Source organism: Aeromonas sp. Y318-3, assembly GCF_027706185.1.
GTDB classification, from domain to species: Bacteria; Pseudomonadota; Gammaproteobacteria; order Enterobacterales; family Aeromonadaceae; genus Aeromonas; species Aeromonas veronii.
Genome location: NZ_JAPDCN010000002.1, coordinates 312,533 through 333,727, shown reverse-complemented (window position 1 = coordinate 333,727; position 21,195 = coordinate 312,533). Strand labels below are relative to the sequence as shown.

The 21,195-nt window shown below is 58.8% G+C and carries 17 protein-coding genes and 1 pseudogene; 15 read left to right on the top strand and 3 right to left on the bottom strand.

Annotated elements, in window-relative coordinates:
* Genes rsxC through gloA form a run of 6 tightly spaced genes read left to right on the top strand, consistent with a single transcriptional unit; the run spans window position 1 to window position 6,354 of the window.
* Window positions 1-2,712, top strand: a complete 2,712-nt coding sequence (rsxC, locus tag OKB77_RS04010) for an electron transport complex subunit RsxC (RefSeq protein WP_199428664.1) — start codon at window positions 1-3, stop codon at window positions 2,710-2,712.
* Between the two features lie 11 nt (window positions 2,713-2,723).
* Complete coding sequence (gene rsxD / locus OKB77_RS04005) at window positions 2,724-3,776, top strand: electron transport complex subunit RsxD (RefSeq protein ID WP_005337606.1); 1,053 nt, start codon at window positions 2,724-2,726, stop codon at window positions 3,774-3,776.
* Between the two features lie 43 nt (window positions 3,777-3,819).
* Complete coding sequence (gene rsxG / locus OKB77_RS04000; RefSeq protein ID WP_005359614.1) at window positions 3,820-4,452, top strand: electron transport complex subunit RsxG; 633 nt, start codon at window positions 3,820-3,822, stop codon at window positions 4,450-4,452.
* A gap of 15 nt (window positions 4,453-4,467) precedes the next feature.
* A complete protein-coding gene (locus OKB77_RS03995; protein ID WP_407704807.1) occupies window positions 4,468-5,229 on the top strand; it encodes an electron transport complex subunit E in 762 nt (253 codons plus the stop codon).
* 13 nt (window positions 5,230-5,242) lie between these two features.
* The gene (gene nth / locus OKB77_RS03990; RefSeq protein ID WP_199428665.1) at window positions 5,243-5,884 is read left to right on the top strand and encodes an endonuclease III; all 642 of its coding nucleotides are present in this window, start codon (window positions 5,243-5,245) and stop codon (window positions 5,882-5,884) included.
* Window positions 5,885-5,940: 56 nt separating this feature from the next.
* The gene (gene gloA, locus OKB77_RS03985) at window positions 5,941-6,354 is read left to right on the top strand and encodes a lactoylglutathione lyase (RefSeq protein WP_005347113.1); all 414 of its coding nucleotides are present in this window, start codon (window positions 5,941-5,943) and stop codon (window positions 6,352-6,354) included.
* 86 nt (window positions 6,355-6,440) lie between these two features.
* Here gloA and OKB77_RS03980 read toward each other — a convergent pair whose 3' ends face one another.
* On the bottom strand, window positions 6,441-7,316 hold the full coding sequence (locus OKB77_RS03980) for a flagellar protein MotY (protein ID WP_333563152.1): 876 nt from the start codon (window positions 7,314-7,316) through the stop codon (window positions 6,441-6,443).
* Between the two features lie 207 nt (window positions 7,317-7,523).
* Here OKB77_RS03980 and OKB77_RS03975 point away from each other — a divergent pair, with 207 nt between their 5' ends.
* From OKB77_RS03975 to OKB77_RS03960, 4 genes and pseudogenes are all read left to right on the top strand, one after another.
* Window positions 7,524-8,489 (top strand): autotransporter domain-containing protein, encoded by a 966-nt coding sequence (locus OKB77_RS03975; protein ID WP_005359609.1) that lies wholly within the window; start codon window positions 7,524-7,526, stop codon window positions 8,487-8,489.
* 625 nt (window positions 8,490-9,114) lie between these two features.
* Window positions 9,115-9,654 carry a hypothetical protein gene (locus tag OKB77_RS03970; RefSeq protein WP_270816958.1) on the top strand — a complete coding sequence of 180 codons (540 nt, stop codon included), beginning with the start codon at window positions 9,115-9,117 and terminating at the stop codon, window positions 9,652-9,654.
* An 87-nt stretch (window positions 9,655-9,741) separates the two neighbouring features.
* The gene (locus tag OKB77_RS03965) at window positions 9,742-10,125 is read left to right on the top strand and encodes a hypothetical protein (protein ID WP_270816957.1); all 384 of its coding nucleotides are present in this window, start codon (window positions 9,742-9,744) and stop codon (window positions 10,123-10,125) included.
* Between the two features lie 80 nt (window positions 10,126-10,205).
* Window positions 10,206-11,245: pseudogene (locus tag OKB77_RS03960) on the top strand (IS481 family transposase).
* Window positions 11,246-11,468: 223 nt separating this feature from the next.
* Here OKB77_RS03960 and OKB77_RS03955 read toward each other — a convergent pair.
* Window positions 11,469-12,605, bottom strand: a complete 1,137-nt coding sequence (locus tag OKB77_RS03955; protein WP_139472845.1) for a porin — start codon at window positions 12,603-12,605, stop codon at window positions 11,469-11,471.
* A 396-nt stretch (window positions 12,606-13,001) separates the two neighbouring features.
* Between OKB77_RS03955 and dinG the strand changes: the two genes are divergently transcribed.
* The 3 genes from dinG to OKB77_RS03940 all read left to right on the top strand — a co-directional run bounded on the left by dinG (window position 13,002) and on the right by OKB77_RS03940 (window position 16,954).
* Complete coding sequence (gene dinG / locus OKB77_RS03950) at window positions 13,002-15,074, top strand: ATP-dependent DNA helicase DinG (protein ID WP_139411342.1); 2,073 nt, start codon at window positions 13,002-13,004, stop codon at window positions 15,072-15,074.
* 142 nt (window positions 15,075-15,216) lie between these two features.
* Window positions 15,217-15,876, top strand: coding sequence for a YccT family protein (locus OKB77_RS03945; RefSeq protein WP_270816956.1), 660 nt, complete (start codon window positions 15,217-15,219; stop codon window positions 15,874-15,876).
* Window positions 15,877-16,057: 181 nt separating this feature from the next.
* On the top strand, window positions 16,058-16,954 hold the full coding sequence (locus OKB77_RS03940) for a histone deacetylase family protein (RefSeq protein WP_047439244.1): 897 nt from the start codon (window positions 16,058-16,060) through the stop codon (window positions 16,952-16,954).
* 135 nt (window positions 16,955-17,089) lie between these two features.
* Here the strand turns inward: OKB77_RS03940 and ylqF are convergent, their stop codons facing one another.
* Window positions 17,090-18,040 (bottom strand): ribosome biogenesis GTPase YlqF, encoded by a 951-nt coding sequence (gene ylqF / locus OKB77_RS03935; protein WP_270816955.1) that lies wholly within the window; start codon window positions 18,038-18,040, stop codon window positions 17,090-17,092.
* A gap of 323 nt (window positions 18,041-18,363) precedes the next feature.
* On the opposite strand from ylqF, the gene OKB77_RS03930 reads away from it, so the two are divergent.
* Together OKB77_RS03930 and OKB77_RS03925 are read left to right on the top strand one after the other, a co-directional pair.
* Window positions 18,364-19,761 carry an alkaline phosphatase gene (locus OKB77_RS03930; RefSeq protein ID WP_005334065.1) on the top strand — a complete coding sequence of 466 codons (1,398 nt, stop codon included), beginning with the start codon at window positions 18,364-18,366 and terminating at the stop codon, window positions 19,759-19,761.
* A gap of 11 nt (window positions 19,762-19,772) precedes the next feature.
* On the top strand, window positions 19,773-21,164 hold the full coding sequence (locus OKB77_RS03925) for an alkaline phosphatase (RefSeq protein WP_270816954.1): 1,392 nt from the start codon (window positions 19,773-19,775) through the stop codon (window positions 21,162-21,164).
* Window positions 21,165-21,195 lie beyond the last annotated feature (31 nt).

Sequence of the window (21,195 nt, the reverse complement as noted above, 5' to 3'; positions counted from 1 at the left end):
ATGCATTCCTTACTCGAACGTATCAAAGCCGGCACGCTCTGGGACTTTCACGGTGGCATTCACCCCGCCGACAACAAGCTGCAATCAAGCCAGAGCCCGGTGGTAGACGCCGGTCTGCCACCGCGCCTCATCATTCCGCTGCGCCAGCACGCAGGCCCCGCCGGCGATCTGCTGGTGCAGGTGGGCGACAAGGTCAAAAAAGGGCAGCCGCTGACCCGTTATGCCAAGGGGCGGGTCGTCCCTGTCCATGCCTCCACCTCCGGCACCATCACCGAGATTGGCAACCACACGGTTGCCCACCCCTCCGGGCTCGGCGATCTCTGCGTCATTCTCACCCCGGATGGGGAAGATGAGTGGGGCGAGCGCAATGGCAAAGCCGATTACTGGAATCTGGAGCGGGGCGAGCTGCTCGAGCGCATCCAGCAGGCAGGGGTCGCGGGCCTTGGCGGCGCCGTGTTCCCCACTCACAGCAAGCTCGACGGCCGCGGCCAGCTCACCGAGATCCTGATCGTCAACGGGCTGGAGTGCGAACCCTACATCACCACCGATGATCGGTTGATGCAGCAGTACGCCGACGAGATCATGGATGGCATCCGGGTGCTCAAGCACCTGCTCAAACCGAAACTCACCCTGATCGGGGTAGAAGACAACAAGCCCGAGGCGATCGAGCAGCTGACCCGGCACGCCACCGATGAAGATGTGCTGGTCAAGACGGTGCCGACCAAGTACCCCTCGGGTGGTGCCAAGCAGACCATCGAGCTGCTCACCGGCCGTCAGGTGCCCAAAGGCGGCCGCGCGGTCGATATCGGCATCATGGTGCTTAACGTGGCCACCGTGTTTGCCATCAAGCGCGCCATTATCGACGGCGAGCCGCTGATCGAGCGGATCGTCACCCTCACCGGCGACAGCTTCAAAAAGCCCGGCAACGCCTGGGTGCGCCTCGGTACGCCGGTGCGCTGGCTGTTGCAGCGTTTCGAGCTGCAACCGGAAGCGGAGCAGCGGGTGATCATGGGGGGCCCCATGATGGGCTTTACCCTGCCCCACGCCATGGTGCCTGTGGTCAAGGCCACCAACTGCCTGCTGGCACCGACGCAAGCCGAACTGCCCGCCCCCGGCCCGGAGCAGCCCTGCATCCGTTGCAGCGCCTGCGCCGATGCCTGCCCGGCCACCCTGCTGCCGCAAGAGCTCTACTGGTACAGCCGGGCCAAGGAGTATGACAAGGCCGAGAAGCTCAACCTGATGGACTGCATCGAGTGTGGCGCCTGCGCCTGGGTCTGCCCGAGCGAGATCCCACTGGTGCAGTACTACAAGATCGCCAAAGACGACATTCGCGAAGCCCGTGCCGAGGCCGAAAAAGCCGAACGCGCCAAGCAGCGTTTCGAGGCCAAGCAGGCCCGCTTCGAGCGGGAGAAAGCGGCCCGCGAAGCGCGCCATGCCGAAGCCGCCGCCCAGCGCCGTCAAACCATGACGGCCGCAGGCGGCGAAGATCCGGTGGCAGCGGCACTGGCCCGCATCAAGGCCAAGCAGGATGCCCCCATCACAGCCATTACCGCCACCGCAGAGGGCTTGCCTGACAACAGTGCCGTGATTGCCGCCCGCGAAGCCCGCAAACGGGAAGCGGAAGCGCGCCGCGCCGCCAAGCTGGCGGAGAGCGCAAACAGCGACACTGCCGCTGCGGCGCAACCCGCCGAGGCGGTTGACCCCGCCAGCGATCCCAAGAAAGCAGCCATCGCCGCCGCACTGGCGCGCGCCAAGGCCAAGAAAGCCGCTCAGGCAGGCGAGAGCGCCGAGCCTGTGACTGCCGAAGCCGTTGCTGCGCCTGCGGTAGATGCTGATCAGCAAAAGGCAGAGGTTGATCCGAAAAAGGCAGCGATTGCCGCCGCCATTGCCCGTGCCAAAGCCAAAAAGGCCGAGGCCAGTGGCGAGCCGGTAAGCGCAGCCAACAGCGCAACAACCGACGCTGACACCCAAAGCGATACACCCGCAGATCCCAAGAAAGCGGCAATTGCTGCTGCCATCGCTCGTGCCAAGGCCAAAAAGCTGGCGCAGCAGGGCAACAGCGCTGAGGGCGACCTGACCGCAAATGCTGGCACCAGCGAATCCGCTGCAACCCAAAGCACTGCGCCATCTGCGGCCAGCGAAGCGGTCGATCCCAAGAAGGCCGCTATCGCCGCTGCCATTGCCCGCGCCAAGGCCAAAAAGCTGGCCCAGCAGGGCGAGAGTGCCGGTGCTGAAGGTGCGCAGAGTGAGCCAGCTGCCAGCGCACAGACCCGCGACATGACGCTAGCCAAGAGCGAAGTAACCACCAGCCACAGCGATACGGCTGCAAGTGAGGCGGTCGATCCCAAGAAGGCCGCTATCGCCGCAGCCATCGCCCGGGCCAAGGCCAAAAAGCTGGCGCAGCAGAGCGAGCGTATCAGTGCTGAGGTAGAGAGTGCCGGTACTCAGGTAGATAGAGCCGGAACTGAGGGTGAGCGCGCACCGACCGAGCCGATGCAAACCGATGCCGCCAGCAGTGAGCAACCACTTGCCGTCGCAGAGGCGCCTGAAGCGAGCGCCCCTGCGGCTGATGCCCCGGTTGATCCGAAAAAAGCGGCCATTGCAGCCGCCGTGGCCCGCGCCAAGGCGAAGAAGCTGGCGGCCGAGGCGGCCAGAGCTGCAGAGACCGCCGCTGAAGATGCCCCGTCAGCCGACCGAACAACCACAAGGTAATCGACAGACTCATGTTCAATATTGCGACTGCGCCGTTTGCCCATAACCGCAAACAGACCCGAACCCTGATGCTGCTGGTGATCCTGGCCTGCGTGCCGGGCTTGCTGGCTCAGACCTGGTTCTTCGGCTGGGGCTCCTTTATCCAGATCCTGCTGGCGTTGGTGACAGCGCTGCTGTGCGAGGCGCTGGTGCTCAAGCTCCGTGGCCGCGCCATCAAGCCTGCCCTGATGGATGGCAGTGCGGCGCTCACCGCCGTGCTGATCGGTCTCTCCCTGCCGCCGCTGCTGCCATGGTGGATGCTGGTGGTGGGCACGGCCTTTGCCATCATTGTCGCCAAACACCTTTACGGCGGACTGGGCCAGAACCTGTTCAACCCGGCCATGGTCGCCTATGTGCTGCTGCTGGTCTCCTTCCCGGTGCAGATGACCAGCTGGCTGCCGCCGGAGAGCGTGCGCGCCTACAGCCTCGGCTTTGGTGATGCGGCGTCGGTGATCTTCACCGGCTTTAGCCTCGACGGCTATAGCATGGCCCAGCTCAAGCAGGGGGTGGATGGTCTCACCATGGCGACCCCCCTCGATACCCTGAAAACCGGCCTGACTCAGGGGCTCACCACCGGCGAGATCCTGAGCGGCCCGCTGTTCGAGGGTTGGGGCGGCATCGGCTGGAGCTGGGTCAACCTCGGCTACCTGCTGGGCGGCCTCTTCCTGCTGCAACAGAAGGTGATCAACTGGCGCATTCCCACCGCCATTCTCGGTGCCCTGCTGGCGGCCTCCACCATCGGCTATCTGGTGAGCCCGGATGCGACTGCCACGCCGATGTTCCATCTATTCAGCGGCGCCACCATGCTGGGAGCCTTCTTTATCGCCACCGATCCGGTCAGCGCCTGCACCACGCCGCGCGGCCGACTGGTCTATGGCGTGCTGATCGGGGTGCTGGTCTACATCATTCGCCGCTTTGGCGGCTATCCCGATGCGTTCGCCTTTGCCGTGCTGCTGGCCAACCTCTGCGTACCCTTTATTGACAGCCTGACTCGCCCGAAAGTGTATGGAGCCCGTCGCCAATGATGTTTCTGCCCTTTTCCACCATCACAGCTGACGGAGCCCGGACATGTTAAAGAGCATGCGCAAGAACGGCCTTATTCTGGCGATGTTCGCGCTGGGCTGTACCGCGCTGGTGGTACTGACCAACGAGCTGACCAAGGATAAAATCGCCCACCAGCAGCAGCTGGAGAAGCAGCAGACCCTCTCGGTATTGCTGCCGGAGGGGAGCTATGACAACGATCTGGTGGCCAGCTGCAAGCAAGTCACCAGCAGGAAGTATCTGGGCAGCGATCAGCCGCAAGCCCTCTATACCGCCAGCAAGAATGGCGTGGTGACCGGCTATGCATTGGAGGCGATTGCGCCGGATGGCTATAGCGGGGCGATCCGCATCGTGGCGGGTTTTGATGCCAAGGGCACCATCACAGCCGTGCGCGTGCTCGCTCACAACGAGACCCCGGGCCTGGGTGACAAGATCGAGCTGAAGAAATCGGACTGGATCAACAGCTTTGCCGGAAAATTCCTGACCCATGACAACGAGCCCCAGTGGGCGGTGAAGAAGGATGGCGGCGAGTTTGATGCCTTTACCGGCGCCACCATCACCCCGCGAGCCGTGGTCAAGGCGGTGAAGAACCTGCTGAAACTGCAGCAGGAGCAACCCGAACTGCTCAGCAACGCCCCGGCTTGTCCGGCGGCGAACTAACGGAGTCGAGCCATCATGAAACAGATGGAACAGATTGAAACGGGCGCAACCCCGATTGCCGAGCTGGAAAGCCGCAAGGGCGAGCTCAAGGAGCTGATGAGTCAGGGGCTGTGGAAGAACAACCCCTCGCTGGTGCAGGTGCTGGGGCTCTGCCCGACCCTCGCCGTCTCCTCCACCTTTACCAATGCGCTGGGGCTGGGCCTTGCCACCATGGCGGTGCTGGTCTGCTCCAACCTCGCCGTCTCGCTGGTGCGCAACTGGGTGCCGAAGGATATTCGCATCCCGGTCTATGTGATGATCATCGCCTCGCTGGTGACCAGCGTGCAGCTGCTGATGAACGCCTACACCTATGGCCTCTATCAGGCACTCGGCATCTTTATCGCCCTGATCGTCACCAACTGCGTCATCATCGGCCGCGCCGAGGCCTATGCCTCCAAGAACCCGCCGCTGTTGGCGGCCCTCGACGGCCTGATGATGGGCCTTGGCTTTACTCTGGTGCTGCTGGTACTGGGCGGCATGCGCGAGATCATCGGCATGGGCACCCTGTTTGATGGCGCCGAGCTGCTGCTGGGCGAGTGGGCCAAATCCCTGCGCATCGAGCTGTTCCACGCCGATGCCAGCCTGCTGCTGGCGATTTTGCCGCCGGGCGGCTTTATCGGGCTGGGACTGTTGATCGCCGCCAAGAACGCCATCAACGACTGGCGGGACCGCAAACAAGCAGCCACAGTGGCCCACTGCAACGTTGCCCCGGCTCGCGTCCGGGCGACCGAACTATGATCGGACGCAAGGCATGAACAACCAGAAACGCAGAGAGATCCTCGAGCGACTGCGGGAAAACAACCCCCACCCCACCACAGAGCTCAACTTCAACTCGCCATTCGAGCTACTGATCGCCGTGCTGCTCTCGGCGCAGGCGACCGATGTCAGCGTCAACAAGGCGACCGACAAGCTCTATCCGGTGGCCAACACCCCACAGGCGATGCTGGATCTCGGGGTCGAGGGGCTCAAGAGCTACATCAAGACCATTGGCCTCTTCAACACCAAGGCCGAGAACGTCATCAAGACCTGCGCCATCCTGCTGGAGCGCCATGGCGGCGAGGTGCCGGAGAACCGCGAAGCGCTGGAAGCCCTGCCGGGCGTCGGCCGCAAGACCGCCAACGTGGTGCTCAACACCGCCTTTGGCTGGCCCACCATCGCCGTCGATACCCATATCTTCCGGGTATCGAACCGCACCGGCTTTGCGGTGGGCAAGAATGTGGATCAGGTGGAGGAGAAGCTGCTTAAAGTGGTGCCCGCCGAATTCAAGCTGGATGTCCACCACTGGCTCATCCTGCACGGGCGTTACACCTGTCTGGCTCGCAAGCCCCGCTGTGGTTCCTGTATCATCGAGGACTTGTGCGAGTACAAAGAGAAGGTCTATCCCGACAGCTGATAGCCTCGCAACCGAGATTGAAAGCAGTACACATCACCAACCCGGAGAACTGAGCAATGAGAATTCTGCATACCATGCTGCGTGTCGGCGATCTGCAACGCTCCATCGACTTCTACACCCGCGTCCTTGGCATGAAGCTGCTGCGCAAGAGCGAGAACAGCGAGTACAAGTACACCCTGGCTTTCGTCGGTTACGGTGACGAGAAGGATGAAGCGGTGATCGAGCTGACCTACAACTGGGGGGTGAGCGAGTACGAACTGGGCTCAGCCTATGGCCACATCGCGCTGGAAGCGGACGACATCTACGCCACTTGCGACGCCCTGCGTGCCGCCGGAGCCAAGATCACCCGCGAGCCGGGCCCGGTCAAGGGCGGTACCACCGTCATCGCCTTCGTCGAAGATCCGGACGGTTACAAGATTGAACTGATCGCCAAGAAAGATGCCGGTACTGGCCTGGGTGACAGCTTCTAAGCTATCCGACTCCCGCTGCCGAATGGCAGGATCACAAAAGAGCGCAGATGCGCTCTTTTTTTGTGCTTCTCTGACCGGGGACCGTGCTAGATCTCGCCATTACGCCCCATGCTGATCACCACCCGCCGGTTCTTGGCACGTCCCTGTTCGGTTTCGTTGGAGGCGACGTGCTGCTTCTCGCCATGCCCCTCCACCGAGATCTTGCCGGGATCGATCCCCAGATCGACAAACACCTTCTTGATGGCATCGGCCCGCTTCTCGGAGAGTTTCAGGTTCGGCCAGCGGCCGCCATAGCTATCGCTGTAGGCGTCGATCACCACCACGTCGATGCTCTTGTCCGCCTTGATAAACTCGCTGATCATCGCCAGCCGCCGCTTGGAGGGGATGGAGAGCTGATCGCTGTTCTTGTCATAGGTGAGCACGCTAAAGGCGATATCGTTGAAGCTGTAGGGCAACAGCCCGCTCAGACAGTCGATAAAAGCCTGATATTTGACCCGAAAGTTGACTGACGACAGCGATACACGCACCGCACGGTTCTGGCGATACCAGTCCCGATACTGGAAAGTGGGCATTCGCCCCCCCTCCAGCTCGTCGAGCATGGTCCAGGCGGTTTGCCCCTCTACCAGCCCATCGAACTGCTGATAGAAGCGCAGCTGGCTCACTTCTCGCCCAGCTATTCCCGGGCGCCATACCGGCGGCATGATGCCAAGGCTCACCGTCTGGGTCTGGGCCTGTGGCCGCTTGCCCTTGAGCTCGAAGTCGAGGTTGATCTTGCGCCCGGCGCGGCTGACAAAGGCCCCCGTTCCCCAGTTGGGAATAGGGTGCTCGAGGCGACACTCAATCTGGGTATCGGAGGTCAAACGCCAGACGGATTGATCCAGACCGGCACCAAATTCGGTGACCCCAGCCTGTAACTGCATACTCACGGATATGCTGACCAACCCCAACACCCAAGCGTCCAATTGCTTGTCCTCCACACGATCTCACAAGAGATATCGGCGGCAAGAGGCCAAGCTTTAGCGACAAACTGCAAAGGCGTGCCGTTGGTGTGGCAAAGGCTTGCCCCCAAGCGGCGCTCACTCTCCCCCTCTTTGCTCCGTGCCAACCGGCAGGAAGCTCGCTACAGTAAAATCAGGGCAATCAGACGCCGCTTATCGGGAACCAAACTCATGCACCGCTCTTGCTCCTCTTTATTGCAGATGTTGTTGCCAATGCTGCTGGCGCTATCCGGCGGCGCCGTCAAGGCCGCAACACAGGATCAGGAGTGGGCACAGGAGCGCGCCAATGCGGTGCTCTCGCTGATGACCTTCACCGTGGTGCCCGACATCACCGCCAGCAACCTCGATATCGGCAGCGGCACCAATCAATCTGCTGCCCTCAACATGACCCAGATCGGCGGCGGCGCCACCATGAGCGAAGCCGTTCCCATCTATCTGGAAGGGGCGATCGGCTTTAGCCGCTACGATCCCCAGTTTGTGGTGAGCAACGGCACCGAGAGCCGCACCCTCCCGACCAAATGGAACAGCCTGACCGCCTCTGGCGGGATCGGCTGGGATATCGCCCTCCATGAAGACCCGCGCGGTGGCCACTGGGTGCTGCGCCCCATCGCCAACGTCTCGCTCGGTACCATGGCCAGCGATCTGCGGATCGGCAACTGGCTGCTGGAGCGCACCAAGGGCTACTCGCTGGATTTTCTCGATGGTGGGCAGCTCAATATGTACGGACTGGGAGGCTCGCTGATGCTCGACTACGAGCTCTTTTCAAAGACGCAGGATATCGATATCGAAGTGCGCTACTCCTACCAGCACCTGCAGAGCTTTGGCGGCACCTCGACCAGCGTCCGTGGTCACGCCGAGGCGGAGAACCTCGGTCTCTATCTGCGTCGCCGGGCCCCGCTGTTTGACTGGACTCTGCTCGACAGACCGGTGCGCTATGTACTGGAGGGGGCTCATACCGCATATCTGGGGGAACAGCGGGGGTTGCTTGGCTTTGACTCCCTCAACTCTATCGGCGCCGGTCTGGAGCTGGACAGCAGCAAATACGACATCATAGTCACCCGTACCCGGCTGGTTGCCCGCTATATGTTCAGCCACAATACCAGCGGTTATTCCATCGGGTTGGCCATGAGTTTCTAAGTCGTTATTTTTGCCTGACAAAAGTGGGCAATCCTCAGTGAACGCACAGTAACACTCCAGATAATCACGCCCTATTGACGGAGGGTTTATTTATCCTGACCCTTTCATATGCCTCACCACCCCATCATATCAGGTAAAAATATCCACCTGCTGGTAGGCTAATTCCCCCCCTCGCACACCGAATATTGGAGTTTTTTGTCTGTGTATTTACGGCGCGCAATGGCTGATTGGTCCTGTGATGTCGCCAGCCTGTACTCGCTTGCAACAGAGAAAATACTCAACTCCAGATATTGCAGCCCTATGGCCAACTTTATCGACACCCATAAGGAACCATCCTGGATGGTCCCCCATCTTTTGCACAGTGACTTGAACCACACCTAACTCACTGTTTTAAATGATTTATAGTTTTTCATACTTTATGAATCCAATTAATCCTGTTTTATTTTACTTAGATCACCCGACTGCTAAATTTGGCGTCATCCCGGCAGGACGAGGCGCACTGAAACGACTGACTGCGGGCTACCGATAACAGGTGTGCAATGAGCACAGAAATAACGTTCAGGCATAGCAACCGTTATTTTGACGACATCACACTTGCTGACCCTTGTTGATTTGAGGTTATCTGATGAAAAAAACGCTGCTTGCTCTCTCTGTATTGGTCATGACCGGAACCGCATATGCAGGGGTGCCTGATTTATCCGCTAGCTGTCCTGGACATATTAATCTTCGCGTCGAAGATGGCACGGCTTATATCAATAACCAGCAAGTTACACTTAAAAAAGTGAATTCAAATTTCTACGAGGCGAGCAAGGGGCGCACCACCCTCTCCATGGTGAAAAATGGCGACTGGGGCATCACCTATTTTGTCAAAAATGGCGACAGCGGCGCCTGCCAGCTCAATGACGATGAGAACGATGACGACGGCGATGGTGAGAGCGCCAGCAGCAGTGCCTACAACGGCAGCACTGCGCAAACCAAGGTTGCCGAGAACGCCTGCATGAACGCCGTCGCCAGAAAAGCGGGCGTCAGCCGCAGCAAACTGACCCTCGACTATGTGGCCGACTCCCAGGCGGGGATGATGATTGATATCAAGGGGCCCCATGACCGGCTCTGGCACTGCCTCACCGACGCCCGCGGCCACATTTCTGGCATCAATCAGGACTGATTTCGAGCCACGGCTCAGCGGGGCCCACACCGACCGTGGGGGCTCCACCCCTTATCCATTGCAATTATTTGATACAGGAAAATGAAGATGAGATCCAAACAGACTCTGCTCAATGTCGCCCTCGGTTGCCTGCTCGCGGTCGGTATCTCCGGCTGCGCCGTGGCCAAAACCCATCACGGCCACAAGACCCATGCCCAAGCGCACGCTCAGGAAGGGGCCGTGCAGTATGGCGACGAGAGCCCGTGGGCTGGCAACTATAAGGCGGTCACTGACGATGGCCGCACCGTGGCCGAAATTCACGTCGATACCACAGGGGAGACCTATATCGATGGCAATCAGGTAAAACCAAGCCACAGCGGCAGCGACTACCTGAAATTCAAGCAGGAGACCATCACTTACACCCTGCGCAAAAGCGGTGCCAGCTGGAAAGACAGCGATGCCGGCACCAGCGGCCGCATCCTGTTCGATTGATAACCCCGACACCGGCCTTGCCAGACACCAAGCCCCGCCAAGGGGCTTTTTTGCACCTGCAAAATACTATCAGCCTCTGCATGACCACCAACGAGAAAGTAGCACGTCGCAAACTCAGCCTGCTAGAGCTCGCCATAGAGCTCAATAACGTCAGCAAAGCCTGCAAACTCATCGGCTACAGTCGTCAGCAGTTCTACGAAATTCGCCGTAATTTCCAGACCTATGGCGCCGAGGGATTGCTCGACAAATTGCCCGGCTGCAAAGGGGCTCATCCCAATCGGGTCGCTCCCGAGATTGAACAGGCCACCCTCGATTACTCCCTCACCAGACCAGCTCATGGCCCGCTGCGAGTCGCGCAAAAACTGGCTCTGCAAGGCATCAATGTCAGTGCGGGCGGTGTGCGTGGCGTGTGGCAACGGCACGACTTGCTCTCCAAACACGACCGTTTGTAGCGCCTCGAGAAAACCCATAGGGAACAAACCATTGAGCTCAATGACGAGCAAATTCGCCTGCTCGAACGCTTTAGCCCCGAGTTCCGCGAACGCCAGATAGAGGTTCATTACACCGGGAACTGGTGGCGATCGACACCTTCTTCGTTGGCGCGCTCAAGGGGGTTGGCAAGGGGTATCTGCAAACCGTGCTGGACTGCTAGAGCCGCCACGCCAGGGGGCGGCTCTACACCAGCAAGCTGCCGGTGACCTCGGTTCATGTGCTCAATGAAACGGTGCAGCCGTTCTTCGAAGCCCACGAGGCACGGGTCTATACCATCCTGTCGGACAACGGGCGCGAGTTCTGTGGGCGCCCTGACCACCATCCCTACGAGCTGTTCCTGCAACTGGAGGGGATTGAGCACCGGACAACCAAGGTGCGCAGGCCACAGAGCAACGGCTTTATCGAGCGACAGCATCGCACACTGCTGGATGAACACTTCCGAATCAAGGGGAGAACGACTTGGTATGAGTCGGTGGAGCAGATGCAGACAAACCTGGATAGCTACCTGGAGCACTACAACACCCAACGGCCACATCAGGGCAGGATGATGGAAGGGCAAACCCCCTACAACATGTTCAAGAAGGGTCTGAAATTGATACCGAAGGAAGTGCGCACTAAAGTAGCGTAAACAAGACACCGATTTGAGGCCGGTGTCAGGTGATAACTAGATCTGTACAAATTAACCGAGACCGGCAATTTGCCAACTATCACTAGAAATTACAATCCGGCGATTCACCAGAACTCCGTTACGCAATAGCAATGCAGCCAAAAAGAAAATGGCCGAGATATCATCTCGGCCATTCGTAGCCTGGTCAAAGACTCAAGCCAGGATATTACTCATGTGCAACTTATTAGAAGTTGTACTGCATACCGAATTCAAACTGGTCGTCTTTTTCACCAGCATTTTCGATTGCATAGTTAGCGTAAGACTTCAGATTGCCAGTAAATGCATATTCAACACCGAGTACTACACGGTCAAAAATATCGGCATAACCAGCACTCTTACCAGTATAAGTTGCTTCGCTTTCTAGGAAGTTATAGCCAGCAAGCAACTTCCAAGCATCGATGGTATAAGAACCGGCGATTTCATAACCACGAGCTTTCATGCTTTCATCTGCATAAGACTCAATCTTGGATTGGTTATACATGGCACCAACGTAGAAGGCATCGTACGCATAAGACGCGCCCAGAGCCCAATCTTCTTTAGATTTGGCGCGAACAATCTCATCACCAAGAGTAACAACGACACCGTCAGCAAGGCTTCCTGCGGTCACATCTTCAAACTTCTTGTCTTGGTAACTCGCACCAAAACCAAAGCCGTTGGTGAAGTTATAACCAGCGCCGACCGCATAACCGTTTTTCAGGCCCGCGTCATTAGCATTGTTCTGACCACCTGCTGTGGTGTTAATACCAACTTGCTCATCAGATGAATAGGAGCTGTTGTGGCTGATGTAGGAAGCATTAAAGAAAGCGCCATCCCATGCACCACGATAAATCACTTGGCCTTCTTGACGACCGTCGTCCAAGTTGCCTACGTTGCCCAACTCTTCGAAGATATCGGCACGGTCACGAACACCCCATTTAGCAGCGGTATCAGTCTGACCAAACAGGAATTGACCGTACTGGGAACCATCAAAACCGGCAAAAACATGACGCGAAGCGAACTGTTTATCATCAGCACCTGAGTTTTCTGATTCGACCTGCCACTCACCCATGGCCAGAGCAGACCATGTATTATTCAGTGCGACCTTACCACTCAGCCCCATACGGGCATAGGTGTTGACCTCGCCCTTCTTGGTTTGAAACTGATCCTTTACAAAGCTATTTTTAGTCGTATCAAAACTCGCGCTGTCTTCCTCACCTTGATAGCGAGCATGCACGCGACCGTTCACATCAAATTTGGCGCCATCTTTGTCATACACGGTAGCAGCGTTGGCTGCGGAAGCGAACAGAGCCGGGATAGCAATTGCCAGAATTGTCTTTTTCATAGTTTCCAATGCCTACTGTAAGTTAAACACTAAGTCGTTGTTATTCCCTGTGTTAGCGATGTTCTTTGCATCACTATGCCGCCGAGACTAGCACCGGATTTTTTGAACCGCAATGAAAAAACTTGGAACTTTTTATGGAAATCATGGTCCCCAAGATGAAAATGTGATGCACATTTCACTTGAGGCTCGCTCGAAGGGAAAACGTTTGCAATTAATCCTGCTGATTATTTGGACTCAAATAGTCTATTTTGCATGCAAACAACGCTAACTACCTGATAAACAACCAAAGTGGTCTGATCAGCGTAAAACTGCCGTGATAATGGCTGTTGCCTCGACCTCACCAAGGGGTTGCGGGTATCCTTGTCCTTCGATTAACCCCTAACTGGCCCTCTCTTCATGCTCTCTACTCGCCTTAAAGCCACCATTCGTCAAACCTATCGCCAGATTTCGGATGGATTACCCGGCTTTGTGCCGCGCAAAGAGCAGAACTTTCTGGTGGCAGAGATAGCCAAAACCCTGACCGGCGAGTACGACAAACAACGCCGTATTCTGGTGGCCGAAGCGGGCACCGGTATCGGCAAATCCCTCTCCTATGCGCAGGGCGCCATTCCGGTGGCACGGCTCACCCAGAAGAAGCTGGTGATCTCCACCGCCACAGTGGCCCTGCAAGAGCAGCTGATCCACAAAGACCTCCCTTTTTACCACCGCCACAGCGAGCTGCCGTTTCGCTTTATGCTGGTCAAGGGGCGGCAGCGTTACTGCTGCGAACATCTGCTGGAACAGGCAGCCAGTGGCGCCGAGATGGCCAACTTCGAGCTCGACTTTGGCAGTCTGAGCAAATCCAAACCATCTGACAGCGACAAAGATCGCTACCAGGCCCTGTGGCAGGCCTACACCAATGGCAAATGGGACGGGGATCGGGACAACTGGCCGGAACCCATTCCCGACACTTGCTGGGATCGCATCGCCGCCGACCGCCACACTTGCAACAAGGCGCTGAGCCATCACCAGCACTGCCCCTTTCATCGCGCCCGCAACGACATGGAGAGTGCCGATGTGCTGGTCGTCAACCATGCGCTACTGCTCTCCGATCTCACCATGGGCGGCGGCATCATTCTGCCGCCCCCTGATGAGTGCATCTATGTGCTGGATGAGGCCCATCACCTGCCCACCATCGCCCGGGATCACGGCGCGGCGTCGGCCAGCGTCAAAGGCTCGCGCCGCTGGCTGGAGAAGCTGGTACAAAGTGCAGGCAAGCTGGCGCGGACGCTTAATAAGGAAAGCCTGCTCGACCCCCAACTCAAACTGCAGGATGCGCTGGCCTCCATCCAGCCCGACCTGAAGGCGGTCGAGCAGTGGCTAAGCGCCAACGATCGGCTGTTTGGCAGTGAACCCCACTACCGCTTCGCCGAAGGGGTATTGCCGGATCCCCTGCCCATGCTGGCGGAGAATCTCAAGGAGTCGAGTAAGAAGGCGCTGCGGGCGCTGGATCGGATGCAGGGGGCCATAGGTGAAGCGCTGAAAGATGGCGAGATCCGCCGCAAGGAGGCCGAACCCCTGCTGGCCGAGAGCGGTTTTCATCTGCAGCGGCTGGAGAGTTTCTGCGCCCTGTGGGAGATGCTGGGGCGCCATGTTCCGACCGGCAAAACCCCGCTCGCCCGCTGGATGGCCAAGAGCGATGACGGCGATATCTGGCTGCACGCCTCACCGATTGAGGTAGGCTATCTGCTGGAAGAGTGGCTTTGGTCGAAATGTCTGGGGGCCGTGCTGGTCTCCGCGACCCTTACCGCCCTCTCTTCTTTTAGCTATTTTCGCCATCAGGTGGGGCTCAAGGAGCACGACGGCACTCGCTATCTACGCCTGCGCTCCCCCTTTGATTATCAGAAAGCCGAGCTCTATCTGCCCAAGATGGAGCACGAACCCAACTCGCCGGCCTTTACCAACGAACTCATCAGCGTGCTGCCCCGCATCTTGGCGGGCAAGGAGGCAAGCCTGGTGCTCTTCTCCTCCTATCGCCAGATGAATGAGGTGGCCGTTGGCTTGCGAGCCAAGGGACTCTCGCTGCTGGTGCAGGGGGAAGCCTCCCGCAATGCCCTGCTCACCCTGCACAAACAAAAATGCGATGGCGGTCAGGCCAGCATCCTGTTTGGTACCGGCAGCTTCTCGGAGGGGCTGGATCTGCCGGGTCACTATCTCACCAATCTGGTGATCACCAAACTCCCCTTTGCGGTACCCAACTCGCCGGTCGAGGAGGCCACCGCCGAGTGGGTGGAGCAGCGAGGGGGGAACCCCTTTCTGCAACTGACAGTGCCGGAGGCATCGCGCAAACTGATCCAGGCCTGTGGCCGCCTCATCCGCAAAGAGGCTGATCGGGGACGGGTCACCATTCTCGACCGCCGCCTGCTGACCAAACGTTATGGCAAGGGGTTGCTTGATGCTCTCCCCCCGTTTACACGGCGGATCGAGTAAATCAGTCTGCCGCTATTGACAAACAAACTGACAGCGGCGCAAACATCGAGCACCAGAAAGAGCCATTGCCGCAGTAGGCCAAACCTGTAAAAATGAGCCCCTGTTTTCAGTGGGCAATCGCCTGACTGTTCAAGGAGATGAAATGAAACTGACTGTTCTGGTACCGGCGCTGGCTGGTCTGTTGTGGGCCGGTAGCGCCCTTGCTGATGCCCAATTGGAAGTGACCACCCCGTATGTCGTCCAGCTGATCGATGGTCAAGCAATCAATCCCTCATTACTCGATAACACCAAAAAGTTTCCACTTAGCGTTGGTAAACATCAGCTCGTGGTTGCATTTGAAGGCAATTATTCTAATCGAGACGAAATCAAGCTGGTGACCGCCGAGCCGCTGGTGCTGAACTTCACCGCTGCCGACAACCAGCAGCTGGTGCTGGACTATAAAAAGCCCCGCAACGAAGCAGAAGCCAAACAATTCCTGAAGGATCAGAAAGTCACGCTGAAAGACAAGGTCAGTGGTCAGCAAGTGAGTAGCGAACAGTTCGTGATGCCGAAAGTAGAGGGCTTCCAGCTGACCCGTGACTATCAGCAAGAGCTGATCAACATGGGCAAAGCCTTCAACCAGCCCAAAACCGTTGCCGTCTCTACTGCTGCCGTGATGGCTGCCGCCAGCGCACCGGTTCAGGTTGCCCCCAGCAAGGCTCAAAGCAATCCGGAAGCGCTGACCCAGTTGCAAAACTGGTACAACAAGGCAGATGCGGAAACCCGCAAAGCCTTCCAGATCTGGGTTATCCAGCAGCAATAAGCCGGACTGAGAGATTGACTGAAAGGGGAGCCAAGCTCCCCTTTTCCATATCCTGCGGTCTCACTCACGACGCGTCTTGATTTGTGCGCTGCCACTTCCCCTTTATATAGGGAGTGTATATATGGATTCATCTGCTGATTTCATATATAGAAAGCGCCACCTTGCCAGGGAGAATGGCACCATGTCGTTGCGCATTTTCTATCACCCCCTCTACTCCTCCCTGACGCTACCCGAGCGCCATCGCTTCCCGCTGGCCAAGTATCAGGGGCTGTTTGAGCACCTGCAGGTGCAGGGTTACCCCCTTGGCGAAGCGCCGGCCGCTACCCGGGAGCAAATCTGTCGCATTCACGATGCCGATTATGTCGCGGCGGCCCTGAGCGGCCAGCTTGAAGAGCGCGCCATCCGCAAGATCGGTTTCCCCTGGTCACCCATGCTGATGGAGCGCACCTTGCGCTCGGTGGGTGCCACCGTTGCCGCCAGCCGCCATGCTCTTGAGCAGGGCTGCGGCTTGCAGATCTCCGGTGGCTACCACCACGCCCATCGCGATCACGGCAGCGGTTTTTGTCTGTTTAACGATTTGGTGATTGCCGCCCAGGCTTGCCTCGACGAGGGGCGCTGTGAACAGGTGCTGATCGTCGATCTCGATGTGCATCAGGGAGATGGCAGTGCGGCCCTGTGCGCCGGACGGCGCGATATCATCACCCTCTCCCTTCATGGGGAGCACAACTTCCCCTATCACAAAACCACCTCTCACCTCGACTTTCCGCTGCCAAGCGGCATGGCAGACGATGCCTATCTCACCACACTGCAACAGGCACTCTCGCTGGCACTGCGCCTCTATTCGCCGGATCTCATCCTCTATCAGGCGGGCGTCGATGTGCATCATGCCGACGAACTTGGTTATCTCTCCCTGAGCGATGAAGGGGTTCGCCTGCGCGATGCCATGGTATTTGACTGTGCAATCAAGCATGGGTTGCCTGTCGCCGCAGTGCCCGGTGGCGGCTATCGCCGCGACTGGCAACAGCTGATCCCGCTTCATATGTCGCTGTTTGAGACGGCGCGCCACCGTTTTGGTTGATGACATGCCTTTATATGTCGGGCACTTCACCAGATAAAACAGAAGAGGCGACCCTGGGGTCGCCTCTTCGTGTTTCGTCATCTGGGTCACACAAGCTCGCTCGTTGTCAGGCAAGCTCGGGACGCCTGAGGATAACTATTTCTGACGCTTGCGGGCGTACTTGCGACGGGCGCGGGCCTGACGCTCCTCTTCCCGCTCGGCCTTCTCTTTGGCTTTTTGCTCGGCTTCTGCGGCGGCCTCGACAATCTCGACGCTCACCATCTCCGGCGTCTCCAGCGAGATGCGCCCCAGCAAGCCTGAGCGGAACTCGTTGATCAGGATCTCGGACGCCTTGTGCAGGTCGGCCAGCCCCCCCTTGCGCATGAAGCCACGCTGGCGAGCGATCAGATCCAGCAGCTCGATCTCGGTCTCGGGCAACTCGTCAATCTGATAGCGCGCCTTGATCCGCTCCGGATACGCCTTGAGGAAGTAGTCAGCGGCGAACATGGCGATGTCCGCATAGTCATAGACGGTATCCTTGATAGCCGCCGTGATGGCCAGCCGATAACCGCAGGAGGGCGGGTTGAGCTTGGGCCACAAAAAGCCCGGGGTATCGGTCAGGATGACGTGGTTGTCGAGCTTGATCCGCTGCTGGGACTTGGTCACCCCCGCCTCGTTGCCGGTGCGGGCAATGATACGCCCCGCCAGGGTATTGATCAGGGTGGACTTGCCCACGTTGGGGATCCCCATGATCATCGCCCGCACGCCGCGCAGCTCAAAATTGCGCTCCGGCAGCATTTCGTGGCAGAGGGTCAGCAGTTGCTTGATCTTCTCCGGCTCTTGTTGCGTCAGCGGCAGCGCCTTGATCCCCTTCTCTTTTTCCATGTGCGCCACCCACAGATCGGTGATCGCCGGATCGGCCAGGTCCGCCTTGTTCAGCACCTTGATCACCGGGGTATCACCACGCAGCTCGGGCACCAGCGGGTTTTCGCTGGAGAAGGGGATGCGGGCATCGAGCATCTCGATGATCACATCGACCTGGGGCATGACCTCGGCAATCTCTTTGCGGGCCTTGTGCATGTGACCGGGGAACCAGTTGATGGACATATCCGTTACTCTCTGTGGGGGCTGCGGGCGCGCGCATGGAACAACAAGCGCTCTGCCGCGGGCATCGAACGAAGGGGGCGCATTTTACCTGCTGCGGGCCTCTTTTGACAGGTCATTCTAACCATCACCTCCTCAAATCAGCAAACCGCCGAGGCGGAGCGACCTTGCCGGAAGCGACCGGACCAACTGGCTCAATTGACAGATAACACATTGATATAGTGTAACATTTTCATCACTTTTTCACACAACCGTCACCGATAGTCAGTAAAAGTGTCATCTGCCCCCTCTAGGCTGCGCTCAGGTTATACAAGGAGCGAACCCCAATGAGAAAAATGGCAGGACTTGCAGTGATGATCGGCGCCGCCCTGGCTGCCGGCTGCAAATCAGACAATGACACGGTGGCGACCAAGCCCGCAGCCCAACCCACCAACGTCATCTTCTTCCTCGGTGACGGCATGGGCCTCAACACCCTGACGGCGGCCCGCATCTACGGTGTCGGCGAAGAGGGTGATCTCACCATCGATACCCTGCCAGAGACGGCCTTTATCAAGACCTTCTCCCACGATGCCCAGGTCACTGACTCGGCCCCCTCCATGGCGGCCTACATGACCGGGGTCAAGAGCAACAACGGCGTCATCAGCATGGACGGCGACGCCACCTATGAGAGCGACTGCAGCAAGAGCGCCGGCAAGCCGGTGACCACCCTGCTGGAGCTGGCCAAAGCCGATGGCCGCGGTACCGGTGTGGTAACCAGCACCCGGGTAACCCACGCCACCCCGGCGGCTACCTATGCCCATATCTGCAACCGGGATCTGGAGGCAGATATCGCCGTCCAGCTGGTACCGGGCGGCAAAGGCTACAACAGCGCCCTCAAGGAGGGGCTGGATGTGGTGCTCGGTGGCGGCAGCAGTTTCTTCCTGCCTAAAGCCGACAAGGGCAAGCGGGAGGATGGCCGCAACCTCATCAGCGAAATGCAGGCCAAGGGCTACCAGTTTGCCAGCAATCTGGATGAGCTGAACAAGGCCGATGCGGGCAAGCCACTGCTGGGCCTGTTTGGTTCCAGCCACATGAAATATGACCTGGACCGTCCCGCCAGCGAGCCGTCACTGGCCCAGATGACCCTGGCCGCCATCAAGCAGCTCAAGGGCAAAGAGAAGGGTTACTTCCTGATGGTGGAAGGGGGTCGCATCGACCACGCCCTGCACGACACCAACGCCAAGCGGGCGCTGCAGGACACCATAGCCTTCGACAACGCCATCAAGGCCGCCATCGACGAGGTGAAAAAGAGCGACCCCGAGCTGAAAAACACCCTGATCGTGGTCACCGCCGACCACGACCACACGCTAGTGCTCAACGGCTATGCCAAGCGCACCGGCAAGACCACTGCCGACAACCCCGGCGTACTCGGGCTGGTGAAGAACTACGAGACTGGCGAGCCAAGCAAGGATAGCGAGGGCATGCCCTACACCATCATAGGTTTTGGCAACGGCTACAACCGGGTAGATGGCCCGCGCAGCAGCGTTGCCCCGCTCGACGATGCCACCGTCTCCGCCAATGACTACCACCAGGAAGTGGTGGTCAAGGTAGGCGAAATCGGCAACGAGACCCACGGCGGCACCGATGTCTTCCTCGGCGCCATCGGCAAGGGGGCGGACAGCTTCCATGGCTCACTCGATAACACCGCCGTGTTCGGCAAGATCAAGGCTGCGGCCAAGCTGTAAGGAGCACTTTCATGAGCAAAAAGATGAACACATCCATCAAGCACACGCTGGTCTGCGCAGCCCTGTTCAGTGCGCTGGGCGCAACCTCCCAGGCACAGGCCGGTGATGCCAAAAACGTCATTCTCTTTATCGGTGATGGCATGGGCCCCACCGTGCTCACCGCCACCCGCCTGTTCAAGGTGGGAGAAGAAGGCAATCTGGAGATGATGAAACTGCCGCGCAGTGCCCGCATCAAGACCTTCTCCAACGATGCCCAGACCACCGACTCGGCCCCCTCCATGGCGGCCTACACCACCGGGGTCAAGATGAACAACGAGGTGATCGCCATGAGCAGCGACACCAAAGCCGTTGCCCCCGGCAAAGACGTCAATGGCAACAAAACCGTCAACAATTGCAGCAGCGATAACGGCAAGCCGGTGCCCACCATCCTAGAGCTGGCCAAGGCGGCAGGCAAATCGGTCGGGGCCGTCACCACTACCGAGCTGACCCACGCGACCCCGGCGGCTACCTACGCCCACATCTGCCATCGGGATGCCGCTTATGACATCGCCGCACAAGCTGTTCCGGGAGGAACTGGTTTCAACCAGGCGCTGGGGGATGGGGTCGATGTACTGATGGGTGGTGGTGCCAACCACTGGACCCCCTACAGCGCCAGCAACAAGGGCGGTCGCAATGACAACCGCGACCTGACCGCCGAGATGAAGGCGCAGGGATACAGCTATGTCACCACTCAAAGTGAACTGGCCAAGGTCACCAGCGGCAAGGTGCTCGGTCTGTTCAGCAGCAAATCCCACCTCGACTACGAGCTGGATCGGGTCGCCAAGGGGGTTGCCAATACCCAGCCGTCCCTCTCCGAAATGACCGCCAAGGCGATCGACCTGCTGAGCAAAAACAGTCAGGGTTACTTCCTGATGGTAGAAGGCGGCCGGATCGATCATGCCCTGCACGGCACCAACGCCAAGCGCTCGCTCACCGACGCGGTGGCACTGGATGAGGCGGTCAAGACGGCGCTGGGTAAAGTGGATCTCAGCAATACCCTGATCGTGGTCACCGCCGACCATGACCACACCATGACCATTAACGGCTACTCCGCCAAGGGCAATCCGGTGCTGGATCTGGTTAAAAATGGCGACGGCTCGACCCAGAACGACGTGGATGGCAAGCCCTTCACCACCCTGGTGTTCGGTAACGGCCCCAATCGTGCGGCTGTGCGCCCGGTCCTCACCAGCGATCAGGTGATGGCCAATGACTATCTGCAGGAGACCGGCGTCAAACTGACATCGGAAACCCACGGCGGCGGCGATGTGATGCTGTTTGCCGATGGCGCCGGCAGCAACCGCTTCAAAGGCACGCTGGATAACACCAAGGTGTTTGGCAAATTGCGGGAGGCGCTCGGCCTGTAAGCAGCAGGGGCCCGGCTGCATCTGAGCAATC